Source organism: Bradyrhizobium sp. (assembly GCF_016462955.1).
Lineage (GTDB): Bacteria > Pseudomonadota > Alphaproteobacteria > Rhizobiales > Xanthobacteraceae > Bradyrhizobium.
The window spans coordinates 1-10,986 of sequence record NZ_JAEMSD010000210.1 but is presented as its reverse complement, the minus strand read 5'-3'; the positions used below and the strand labels follow the sequence as shown (position 1 = coordinate 10,986).

Sequence of the window (10,986 nt, the reverse complement as noted above, 5' to 3'; positions counted from 1 at the left end):
GGATCGGCCTGGGTGTAGACCTGGAACACGCGGCCGAACTTGTTGAACTGGTTGACGTAGGACGAGCCGAGATAGGTCGACAGCGCCGCGAACACCTGGTCCGTCGTCACGTGCAGCGTCTGGGTCTTGACGCGGTCGATCTCGACGTTGAATTGCGGCACCGAGGCGCGGAACGATGATTGCACGCGCTGCAGCGCGCTCTGGCTTTGCGCGTTGGAGACCACCGCCGCGGTGATGGCCTGCAGCTTGGCGAAATCGCTGTTGCCGTCGCGCAGCTCGACCTGCATCGAGAAGCCGGCGGCGTTGCCGATGCCCTGGATCGGTGGCGGCGGCAGCACGATGGTGCGCGCCTCCATGATATCAGCGAGCTTGTCGTTGAGCCCGAAGACCAGCGAGCGCAGGTCCTCGCCGGGCCCTTTGCGCGCGTCCCAATCCTTCAGGATGATGTAGGCGACACCGGCATTGGCAAGGCTGGCGCTGTTGTCGAGCGCGGAGATGCCGGCGATGGTGATGACCTGCGCCACGCCGGGGGTGTCCTTGATCAGTCCGCTCGCTCTGTCGAGCACGGCCTGCGTCCGCTCCAGCGCGGCGCCGTCGGGCAACTGCACCGCCGCTATCAGGTAGCCCTGATCCTCGATCGGCAGGAAGCCGGTCGGCACCCGCGACAGGCCGTAGCCGCTGGCGCCGATCACCAGGAGCGCGAAGGCGACCGAGACGGTGGCATGCCTGACGAGGAAGGTGATCAGCCGGGTGTAGCCGCGCTCGACGCGGTCATAGACCGCGTTGAAGCCGCGATAGAAGAAATTGCGCTGCTCCGGCGGCACGGCCGGCCGCAGCCATAGCGCGCATTGCGTTGGCTTCAACGTCGCGGCGTTGATGGCGGAGAGCAGCGCGGTCGCCGCGATCACCAGCGCGAATTGCGAATAGATCCGCCCGGTGAGGCCGGCGAGGAACGAGGCCGGCAGGAACACCGAGATCAGCACCAGCGTGATGCCGACGATCGGCGCAAACAGCTGGTCCATTGCGCGGATCGCGGCGTCGTGGCCGTTCATGCCCTGCTCGATGTTGTGGGCCGCGCCTTCGACCACCACGATGGCGTCGTCGACCACGATGCCGATCGCGAGCACGATCGCGAACAGCGTCGACATGTTGATGGTGAAGCCGAGTGCCGCCATCGCGGCGAAGGCGCCGATGATGGTGACGGGCACGGTCGTCGCCGGCACCAGCATCGCACGCCAATCCTGCAGGAACACCAGGATCACGACCAGCACCAGCAGGCCGGCCTCGATCAGCGTCATGTAGACCTCGTGCACCGAGGCCTCGACGAACTTGGTGGTGTCGAACGGCGTGTCGTACTTGATGCCTTCCGGGAAGCGCTTGGCGAGCTCGGCCATCTTCTTCTCGACGGCCTTCTCGACCTGGAGCGCGTTGGCGCCGGGCGACTGGAACACGCCGATGCCGACGGCGGGCTGCTTGTTGAGCGAGAAGATCTGGCTGTAGGTCTGCGCGCCCAGCTCGACCCAGCCCACGTCGCGCACGCGGGTGACGTCGCCGCTGCTGCCCGTCTTGACGATGATGTTCTCGAACTGGCTGGTGTCTTCGAGCCGTCCGTTGACGTTGAGCGTGTACTGGAACGCCTGGCCCGGCGGCGTCGGCGGTGCGCCGACCTGGCCGGCCGAGACCTGTTGGCTCTGCTGCTGGATCGCCTGGATGACGTCCTGGGGCACCAGGTTCCTCGCCTGCAGCTTGTTCGGATCGAGCCAGACCCGCATCGAATATTGGCCGGCGCCGAACACGGTGACGTTGCCGACGCCCGGCAGGCGCGAGAGCTCGTCGCGGATGTTGATGGTGGCGTAATTGCTGAGATAGAGGCTGTCGAATCTGGAGTCCGGCGAGGTCAGCGTCACGAACAGGAGGATCGAGGTCGAGCGCTTCTGCACCGTGACGCCCTGGTTCTGCACCGCCTGCGGCAATTGCGACAACGCGCTGGAGACGCGGTTCTGCACCAGCACCTGCGCGAAGTTGAGGTCGGTGCCGATCTTGAAGGTCACGGTCAGCGTGTAGGTGCCGTCCGCGCCGCTGTAGGACTGCATGTAGAGCATGTCCTCGACGCCGTTGACCTGCTGCTCGATCGGCAAGGCCACGGTGTCGATCACCGTCTTGGCGCTGGCGCCGGGATAGCGCGTGGTGACCTGCACGGTCGGCGGCACCACATCAGGGTATTGCGCGACGGCGAGGTTGAACAGCGCCACGCCGCCGATCAGGATCATCAAGAGCGCGATGACGTTCGAGAGGACCGGCCGCTCGATGAAGAACTTTGAGATCATGGCTGGCCGCCCCTACTTGCTCGAGGCCTGGGTCTGCTCGATCTTCGTCACCTGCGGGTCGATCTTCTGGCCCGGTATGACGCGCAGGAGCCCCGCGGTCACCACGCGGTCCTCCGGCTTCAGGCCGCTCTCGATCACGCGCAGGCCGTTGTCGACGGGGCCGATCTGTACCTTGCGCTGCTCGACGACGTTGTCGCCATTGACCACCAGGAGATAGCGGCCGCCCTGGTCGCTGCCGAGTGCGGTGTCGGGAACGAGCAGGGCGCTCTTCTCCTGGTCGAAGGGCACGCGGACCCGGACGAAATAACCGGGCAGCAGCACCCGCTTGTCGTTGGGAACGAGGCCGCGCACCGCCAGCGTGCCGGTCGACTGGTTGAGGGTCGGCGAGACGTAGTCGAGCTTGCCCTCGTGCGGATAGCCGGTCTCGGTCTGGAGCCCCACTTGAATCGGGAAATGCTTCATGTCCGCGGGCGTCAGTCCGCGGCGGGTCGCCTCGGCGCGGATGCGCAGCACGTCCTGCTCGTTGACGGTGAAGTTCACATAGATCGGGTCCATCGCGACGATGGTGGCGAGCTGGGTCGGCGAGGAGACGCCGACGAGTTCGCCGATCGAGACCATGTGCGCGCTGACGACGCCGTCGAACGGTGCCGTCACCTTGGTGTAGCCGTAATTCACCTCGGCGAGTTTCGTATTGGCCTGGGCCTGCTGGAGGTTGGCCTGCGCGTTGTCGCGGTTGGCGGTCGAGGTGTCGAGCGTGGCCTGCGAGACCGCCTGGCGCTGCACCAGATCGGCCTGCCGCTTGTAGTCGGCTTCCGCCTGCCGCAGCGAGGCCTGCGCGCCGGCTTCGGCCGCCTGCGCCTGCTCGAGCTTGAGCTTGTAGGTCTCGGGCTCGATCGTGAACAGCTGGGTGCCCTGCTTGACGAACGTGCCGTCCTGATAGTCGATCGTTTGCAGGAAGCCCTGCACGCGCGCGACCAGATCGACGCTCTTGATCGGCGCCGTGTTGCCGGTGGCCTCGATGTAGCGCGTCACCGGGCGCTGCACCGGCGTCGCGACGTCCACCTTGGGGGGCGGCGGCGCCACGAACGTGTTCTTGTCCTCGCAGCCCGCGAGCGCGACCACGGCGGCTGCCGCAGCCAAGCCCTTTGGCAGGGCTCGCGCCAAGCCCCGCCCAACATGTCTCCACGCTCCATCGCGCCGTGCGGGAGATGCGGGATTCGCTGAGGTCATGCGGTAGCCCCCGATGAGTGTCTGTCGGTGCGGCAGGCTAGCAACAAATGACCGGGCGTGGAACACCATACCCATGGCAGTCCCCCGCCTTGAGTCGCAAACTGCTGTGTGGCCTTTGACAGATTTGTCAGCACAAACCGCTTTTCATCGCGCGCACGATCGACGGTCCACACCGGATATTGCCGGACTGCGTTGCGGACGACAATGTTACAATTCGGTCGCAACCGGCTCTCGCGCATGCCACGCCGCGAGCACCTCCTTCTCCTCGTCGGCGGTGAGACCGACGACCGGGCCGTTGCTGTCGCGGAGCCAGTGAAACGTATCGCGTGCCGTGTCGGCGATCGGCCGCGAGGTCAATCCGGCCGCGCGGGCCGGCGAGGTGTCGCGCGTCAGGAATCCGGCGTAGTCCGGCAAGGGCAGCCACATTGGCAGCGACCGCGGGCCCGCCCAACGCCTGACGTCATGCGCTTCCAGAAAGGCGCGATCGATCCAGGTGAACGTGCAGGACGCGTCCAGCGCGGATGCGCATTCCCTAAGGAATTCGCCGCGCGTGCGGATCGGCCCGATCCCCTCATAGATGCCGGTGAGGTCGGTCTCCGCCGCACGCACGATCCACTGCGCGAGATCGCGCACATCGATGAACTGGACGGCATCCTCCTGCGATCCCGGGGCCAGCACCTCGCCGCCGCGCGCAAGCCGCGCCGGCCAGTAGGCGAACCGTCCGGTCGGGTCCTCGGGCCCTGCGATGAGGCCGGCGCGGCAGATGAAGGCGTCGCCGCCGACCGCGTGTTCGCAGGCGACCTTGGCGGCGCCGTAGATCGCCTCGGTGCTGTGCTCGATCTCCGCCGCAACAGGCTCGCGCAGCGGCGCCGTGTCGGCGCGCTGCCCGGGGATGCGGTTGTCCGCGTAGACGCTGATCGTCGAGACGAAGGTCCAATGCACGCCCGGCCGCTTCAGCGCGGCGACTGCGCGGCGGACCTGGCCGGGATGACGCGAGACGTCGATCACGGCGTCGAACGTCTCGCCCGTGAGCGGCGCAAGTCCGTCGGCCAGGTCGCGGTCGATCCGCACCAAGCGGGCGCCGGCGGCAATCGGCCCTGCAAGACCGCGGGCTGCGCAGGTCACGTCGTGACCCACCGCGCAAGCATGGCTCGCAATCGCCCGCCCGAGAAACTGGCTGCCGCCGAGAACGAGAATGCGCATGAAATTGTCCGTGTGGTCGATGTCACCGCGAGACTACAACCTGTGCTAGCACTTGCAACCCGCTCCCTTGGCGCGCCCTGATTGCCCACCACGACCGACGCCACGCGGCGCAAAGCCTTACGAAGACAAAGCCCCTGACGCGCCGAATAGGAACGGAGTACGGTGGTCGAGTATTTCCGAGACCCTTGATATTGGTCGCTATGCCCGTTAGCGGCCATCGCAGACTCATTACACTCCGGCGCGAGCTTTCGGGTCGGGGTCGGAGGTGATCCAAGACCGACTTCCTCTCGTTCCAACCCCCGAGGGAAGCGCTGCCATGAACCAAATGCTTGCGAAGATATGCCAGGAAATGGCCGGCCGGGTGCTCGAGCTTCAGCGCGGTCTCAACACGCCCGAGCGGCGGTTGGAATTGGCCGATGAACTGCAGGCCGCCATCGAGCAATACCTCGCCTTCGAGAAGCGAAAGAATCGTTTTTCGATTCGGAAGGACAGGTAGCGTCGCGCCGAACGGACTGGGTTCCGAGATGTTGCGGCGCGCTGGCGCCAAGCTTCATTGATTCACATGAGCTTTTCGCGCCACACGCTCAACTCTGAGGGGAACTCTCTTGGCGCAACTTCAACGTGCCCGTGGTTTCACGGTTACAGCGAAGCATTGATGATTGTTGTCTAGTCATGACGGCATTTAGCTGAAAGGGGACTCCACATGAAAAAGACAATCCTTGCCGGTGTCGCCGTGGCGGCACTGGCGTTGAGTACGCATGCTCAGGCCGCCGATATGGCAGCCAAGCCCTACGTCAAGGCGCCGCCGCCCATCGCGGCGGTTTACGATTGGAGCGGCTTCTACATCGGCGGCAACGGTGGATGGGGCACCACCCGCAACTGCTGGGATTTCGTGAGCTTCGCCGGCGCGCCTTTCACGGCGAGCGAGGGGTGTCACAACTCGGACGGCGCCGTCGCTGGCGGTCAGATCGGGTATCGCTGGCAATCGGCGGCCTGGGTGTTCGGGTTGGAGGCGCAGGGCAACTGGGCCGACTTGAACGGATCGCGGGTATCGTCGCCGGCCTTCGTGTTCGCGCCGGGTGACCTCACCATCAATTCCCGGGTGCGCGCCTTCGGTCTGTTCACGGGCCAGGTCGGATGGGCCTGGAACAACGCGCTGCTCTACGTGAAGGGCGGCGCCGCCGTGGTGGATAGCCGCTACACCCACACCTTCACGGCGACCAGTGCCTTGATCAACAGCAGCAGCGATACGCGTTGGGGAGCCAGCGTCGGCGCCGGCATGGAGTACGGTTTCGCACCCAACTGGTCGGTCGGCGTGGAGTACGATCACATTTTCCTCGATCGTCGGACTCTGGGCTTTGCGGCGGCGCCCGGAGGCGTTGCGACGACCAACAGCATCGGTCAGGACATTGATATTGTAACCGCACGTATCAACTATCGCTTCGGCGGACCGGGCCTAATGCGTTACTGAGAACGCGGGTATGGCCGCGGATTGTCACCATTGATCCGCAATTTGAAGAATGAAGAGAAGGGCGACCGATCAACCGGTCGCCCTTCGCGCGGACATGTTCGCCTCCTGCGTTTCGTACCCAGCTCAGCAAGGAGCGATACCGCTCGCACGCGGCACTACCGCCGCTTGAGCTCCGCATGCTTCGCCATCGCCTTCTCGAACTTCCGGTTGAACAGCCACATCGCGCCGAAGATCTCGCGGTAGCTGGCCGAGGTTCGCGCCCGGTCGGCCTGTCCGAAGGCAAAGATGCTGTTGTTGCGCAGGTACCTCATGATCGTGGGGCTGGAGACCCGGTAGTTCAGGAGATCGCCCGATTTCAGCGCGGACCGCGTCGGGGTGGGAACGATCTGGATCAACTGGAATACCTTCATCTGGTCGATCGGGTCGGGCAGCGTCTTGACGATGCCGGGGATCTCGCGGAACAGGTCGGCATGCGCGTTCATCAACCCGTTGCGCACGTTGGTCCAATGGTTGAAGCGCTGATCGGTGCCGCGGGCCCGGGCCTCTTCCTTGTCGTCGCGCGCACTCAGGTGCGGATCGATCGCGGCGACGTCGCCCTTGATCTTCTCCCATTTCCGTCGGCCGTTGCGGTCTTCGGAGGGGCCGGTCTGGAAGCTGCCCATATAGGTGTTGGAGCGCGCATTGCGGACGTTCTGCTTGCCGTTGGTCTCGGCAAAGAACAGCCCGAGGCTGATGCGCCCTGCCATCTCGGCATGTTCAGGCGCGAGCCCCTTGGCGCGCGCGATCGCAACGGCGAGATCGACGACGTCCTTGAACGGCGTCGGCGAGTTCTGCGCGCCGGCAGGCGGCGCTTCCATGATGTCGAACAGCTTGCCGTATTCCTCGACCAGCGGCTCGATGTCGGCGTCGAAATAGGCCGGAGGAATCTCGAACTTGTTGGGCCGGCCGATCCGTGACGGCATGACGTCGGTCAGGTCCTTGTAGCTGCTGATGACGGCGACCCGCGCGAGATACAGCGCCTGTCCCGGCAGGTTCGGCAGCGGCTGCTTGGCCTCGATCTGACGCCGCCGCTCGGCGAGGATGGACTTGAAGTCGCCGAGCGCGCGCTCGTAAGTGGCGAGCGCCTCCGATTGCTGCGGCGACGGTGCCCTCTGCGCATGGACCGGCGCCGCGACGAAGAGGGCAGCAGCAGCAAGCGCCGCGGTGGCAAGTCGTCTCGATCCCATGGCCGATCCTCTGGCTGGTTCCCGTCGATTCGATGGCCAGCGAGATCGTAGACGCCAGAGGCGAGCTGCCGCAATTCTCCTCTCACGCCGCCCGATAGTCCGGCGCCGTCGCGAGGAATTTGCCGTAAGCATCCGCATCCGGCGGTTGGAAGCGTCCTTTGAGTCCGCCGGTCTTCTGGTTCTTCGCGCCGATGTCGGCCATCAGCTCGTCGAAATGGCGGTAGTGATAGGGCGCGACGCACAGCCCGCCATAGACGCCCGCGGCCGGCCGCTCGACACGCTTGAAGTGCAGCATCATCTCGATGTTGTCGCGCATCGCCTGCGCCGTCGGCTGGTTGGCGAGCTGGCCGTCGGCATAACGCACCAGCCAGTTGGCGGCGAGATCGGCGCAGAGCACGGTGCAGAACGAGGAGTTGAACCCGACGAAACCCATGTCGGGCAGGTCGGGGTTGGCGATCAGGCGGTAGAGCCGGTACTGCCCGTCAGCGTCCACCAGCTTCTGCCGGTAGGACTCGGGCAGGAATGGCACGCCGAGCTTGTAGCCGATCGCGAGCACGGCGACGTCGGCCCCGATGCGCTCACCGCCGCTCATCACGATGCTGTCGCCTTCATAATGGTCGAAAGTGCCGAACACCGCCTTGATGCGGCCGTCGGCGACCATGGGATAGAAGCCGGGCGTTGCGATCGGCACCGAGCAGTTGACGCCGTCCTCGATCCGCTCTTTCGGCACCATCCTGCATTGCTTCAGCTTGAGCTGGGCCTTCAACAGGCTCTCCAGCCCGCGCCAGTTCGCCCATATCAAAGGTGCGGCCACGCGCTGGGCGAGTCGCGCCATCGCACTCGCGCCCCAGCCGGGAAACATCTCCTCCTGCGCGCGGATGTAGAGGATGCGCTTGAAGTTGACGAGACCGCCGATGAAGTAGGGAATGCGCCAGACCGGCTCGCGCATCACGATCGTGACCTCGCGTGCGCCCGATTTCACCGCGTTCACCGCGATGTCGGTTGCGGACTTCGATCCGCCGAGCACGACGACGCGGCGGCCTTTCGCCAGCGCGGGATCGCCGTATTTCGACGAATGCAGGATCTGGCCGCCCTGCGCCAGGAACGCGTCTTCGCCGGGGCAATGCAGCTCGCGCGGCTCGTTGAATTGCCCGGTGCAGACCGCGACGAAATCGAAATCCTCGCTGGTCGTCGCACCATCCCTGGTTTTCAGCGCGAGCGTCCAGCCCGGCCTGCCGTCAGCACGGCGCGCCATGTCGGCAACCTCCGTGCCGAGCCGCACCATGCGGTCGAGGCCAAAGCTCTTGGCGTAATCGGCGAGATAGGCGTGGACCTGCGGCCCGGTCGGCCATTCCGGATAGGCGTCCGGCATGGCGCGGTCGGTGTAGCGATAGAGCTCCTTCGGGCTCTGCGTCTGCACGTCGGGATAAGAGCGCGCCGGCTCCCAGACGCCGCCGAGATCGGCGCTGAGTTCGACGATGGTGACGCGGTGGCCGCGGGTGGAGAATGCTTTCGCGGCGGCAAGGCCGGAGACGCCGGCGCCGATCACGCAGACATGTTTTGGGCTGGCCATGGGATTGCTCGATCTGTTTCGCGCGCAAGCGGCGGCGTTCGGCCGCAAGGCGCGGCCGGCCGGGCTGCAGGCAGATGAAAGCGGAGGAAGCGGCGACGGCTAGTCGTTGGCCTCGGGCGGCAGGAAGTCGACCTCGTGCAGCGCCGAGATGCGGACCACTTCCGCAGGGTCGGTCAGATTGTGCAGCTGCTCGAACAGCGCCTCCAGCTTCTGCATCGGCGAGACCCAGAACAGCGCGCGGCAGGGCTTGTCGGACTTGTTGAAATAGCCGTGCGGGATGCCGCGCGGCATGCGCACGAGGTCGCCGGCATGGGCCTTGACCCACACGCCGTCGAGCTTGAGGTCGAGCGTGCCCTCCTGCACCAGGATGAACTCGTCCTGTGTCGGATGGATGTGCACCGGCACGAACTGTCCGGGATCGCTGTTGGTCTCGAACGCGAAAGTGGAGTCGGTGACGGCCTTGGGGAAATAGACCTGGCCCAGGATGTTCCAGCTCTTGCCGCCATAGCCCGTGCCGTTTGCAGTAATGCCCTTTTCGAGTGCAGTCATGCTCACCTCCTCATGGATACCGGCGGGGACCGAGCTTCCGCCAGGTTCGCGCCGGCTGTCTATCCGCTAAACGAATCCGGGCACTATTGTTGCCGTGCAGCACGCGACGTCGCCGACGGCCCTTTTCGCATCCGCTGAACTATTATAGGCTTAAAGCAATTCCGCGACGCGAAGCGTGGTCGACGATGTCCGCAGCCGTGCAGGAAATGAGTGCAAGGGCACCCGCAGCCGAGCGGCTCGCGGCCTTTGCCCGCGTCACCACGGATGATGTCGACGAGGCCGCCGAAGAGATCGGCCGCATCTTCTGCCCGCACGATCTCGAGCCCGGAGAGGTGCGGGCGGCCGGCTTCTCCGCCCGGCACAATTGCGCTGATTTCGACGGCTTCTCCATCAACTACGTCGCCTATGGCGGATCGGTCGGCATCGATCCCGGCTGTCTCGATCGCTTCTTCCTGGTGCAGGTGCCGCTCGCGGGCAGCGCCCGCATTCGTGCAGGCGTCGGCGAGCTCGATGTCGCGCCGAACCGGGCGGCGTCGCTGCTGTCGCCGACCATCCCGACCCGGATGATGTGGCGCGATTGCGCACAGGCGATCCTGCTGCTCGACCGCCGCATGGTCGAGCAGCGCGCCGCGGCGCTGTCGGGCAGGGCGACCGGCACGGTCGAGTTCGATCCCGTAATCGACCTGGAGGCGCCGTCCGGGCGCACCTTGCAGGCCCGCCTCGCCGGGTTGATGACGCTCGCCGAGCGTCTCGGGCCATCAGGCCGGCTCTCGCCGGTGGCGATGGCGGATTGGCGCGAGCTGCTGCTCGATCATCTCCTCAATCGCCAGCGGCACGGCCTGTCGGATGCGATTGAAACGTTCTCGGGTCAGGCCGAGCGCCTGCCGCGCGCACTCCGCGCCGCGCGCGACCATCTGGCGGACAATGCCGGCGAACCGCTCGATCTCGCGCAGCTCGCCTGCGCGGCCGGGATCGGCATTCGTGCGCTTCAGCTCGGCTTCCGCCGCCACTTCGGCGTGTCGATCTCGCAGATGCTGCTCGGCTTGCGGCTCGCCGGCCTCCACGCGCGCCTCGCGCAAGCCGCGCCCGACACTTCCATCACCGACATCGCCTTCGATCTCGGCTTCACCCATCTCGGCCGGATGGCTGGCGCCTACCGCGAGAAATTCGGCGAGACGCCGTCGGCAACGCTGCGGCGAAGGATGAGCTAGGAACGCGGTCGAGGCTGCTTTGCTGCTGCGCCAGGTCGCTTTACGAATTCAAGGCGCCTCACGAATTCAAGGCCCCTCACGAATTGACGTGCACGAAATCCCGCAGCAGCGGATAGATCTCGTTGTTCCAGCGCTTGCCCGAGAACACGCCGTAATGGCCGACGCCGGCCTGCATGTAGTGCTTCTTGCGATAGGG

At 65.6% G+C, this 10,986-nt stretch carries 10 protein-coding genes; 3 read left to right on the top strand and 7 right to left on the bottom strand.

Annotated elements, in window-relative coordinates; genetic code table 11:
* The 3 genes from JHD07_RS20935 to JHD07_RS20925 all read right to left on the bottom strand — a co-directional run.
* On the bottom strand, positions 1 to 2,327 hold a 2,327-nt coding region (locus tag JHD07_RS20935), incomplete at its 3' end, for an efflux RND transporter permease subunit (RefSeq protein ID WP_291625369.1).
* 12 nt (positions 2,328 to 2,339) lie between these two features.
* Positions 2,340 to 3,557: an efflux RND transporter periplasmic adaptor subunit gene (locus tag JHD07_RS20930; protein ID WP_291625368.1), complete on the bottom strand. Its 1,218-nt coding sequence runs from the start codon at positions 3,555 to 3,557 to the stop codon at positions 2,340 to 2,342.
* A gap of 207 nt (positions 3,558 to 3,764) precedes the next feature.
* A complete protein-coding gene (locus JHD07_RS20925) occupies positions 3,765 to 4,760 on the bottom strand; it encodes an NAD-dependent epimerase/dehydratase family protein (protein WP_291625367.1) in 996 nt (331 codons plus the stop codon).
* A gap of 349 nt (positions 4,761 to 5,109) precedes the next feature.
* Between JHD07_RS20925 and JHD07_RS20920 the strand changes: the two genes are divergently transcribed.
* A complete protein-coding gene (locus JHD07_RS20920) occupies positions 5,110 to 5,256 on the top strand; it encodes a hypothetical protein (protein ID WP_291625366.1) in 147 nt (48 codons plus the stop codon).
* A gap of 207 nt (positions 5,257 to 5,463) precedes the next feature.
* Entirely contained in the window at positions 5,464 to 6,231 is a 768-nt protein-coding gene (locus JHD07_RS20915) for an outer membrane beta-barrel protein (protein WP_291625364.1), read from the top strand.
* A gap of 155 nt (positions 6,232 to 6,386) precedes the next feature.
* Here JHD07_RS20915 and JHD07_RS20910 read toward each other — a convergent pair whose 3' ends face one another.
* The 3 genes from JHD07_RS20910 to JHD07_RS20900 form a co-directional block, all read right to left on the bottom strand.
* Entirely contained in the window at positions 6,387 to 7,457 is a 1,071-nt protein-coding gene (locus JHD07_RS20910) for a hypothetical protein (protein WP_291625363.1), read from the bottom strand.
* An 82-nt stretch (positions 7,458 to 7,539) separates the two neighbouring features.
* Positions 7,540 to 9,030, bottom strand: a complete 1,491-nt coding sequence (locus JHD07_RS20905) for an NAD(P)/FAD-dependent oxidoreductase (RefSeq protein WP_291625362.1) — start codon at positions 9,028 to 9,030, stop codon at positions 7,540 to 7,542.
* Between the two features lie 99 nt (positions 9,031 to 9,129).
* Positions 9,130 to 9,579 (bottom strand): cupin domain-containing protein, encoded by a 450-nt coding sequence (locus tag JHD07_RS20900; protein WP_291625361.1) that lies wholly within the window; start codon positions 9,577 to 9,579, stop codon positions 9,130 to 9,132.
* Positions 9,580 to 9,764: 185 nt separating this feature from the next.
* On the opposite strand from JHD07_RS20900, the gene JHD07_RS20895 reads away from it, so the two are divergent.
* The gene (locus JHD07_RS20895) at positions 9,765 to 10,790 is read left to right on the top strand and encodes an AraC family transcriptional regulator (RefSeq protein WP_291625359.1); all 1,026 of its coding nucleotides are present in this window, start codon (positions 9,765 to 9,767) and stop codon (positions 10,788 to 10,790) included.
* Between the two features lie 76 nt (positions 10,791 to 10,866).
* Here JHD07_RS20895 and JHD07_RS20890 read toward each other — a convergent pair.
* Positions 10,867 to 10,986: hypothetical protein (locus JHD07_RS20890; RefSeq protein ID WP_291625370.1), on the bottom strand; the 120-nt coding region annotated here is incomplete at its 5' end.

What these genes read in the sequence shown, in the direction of transcription:
- JHD07_RS20895 (WP_291625359.1), top strand. Translation starts at nt 9,765, where the DNA reads ATGTCCGCAGCCGTGCAGGAAATGAGTGCAAGGGCACCCGCAGCCGAG.
- JHD07_RS20925 (WP_291625367.1), bottom strand. Translation starts at nt 4,760, where the DNA reads ATGCGCATTCTCGTTCTCGGCGGCAGCCAGTTTCTCGGGCGGGCGATT.
- JHD07_RS20910 (WP_291625363.1), bottom strand. Translation starts at nt 7,457, where the DNA reads ATGGGATCGAGACGACTTGCCACCGCGGCGCTTGCTGCTGCTGCCCTC.
- JHD07_RS20915 (WP_291625364.1), top strand. Translation starts at nt 5,464, where the DNA reads ATGAAAAAGACAATCCTTGCCGGTGTCGCCGTGGCGGCACTGGCGTTG.
- JHD07_RS20920 (WP_291625366.1), top strand. Translation starts at nt 5,110, where the DNA reads ATGGCCGGCCGGGTGCTCGAGCTTCAGCGCGGTCTCAACACGCCCGAG.
- JHD07_RS20905 (WP_291625362.1), bottom strand. Translation starts at nt 9,030, where the DNA reads ATGGCCAGCCCAAAACATGTCTGCGTGATCGGCGCCGGCGTCTCCGGC.
- JHD07_RS20900 (WP_291625361.1), bottom strand. Translation starts at nt 9,579, where the DNA reads ATGACTGCACTCGAAAAGGGCATTACTGCAAACGGCACGGGCTATGGC.
- JHD07_RS20930 (WP_291625368.1), bottom strand. Translation starts at nt 3,557, where the DNA reads ATGACCTCAGCGAATCCCGCATCTCCCGCACGGCGCGATGGAGCGTGG.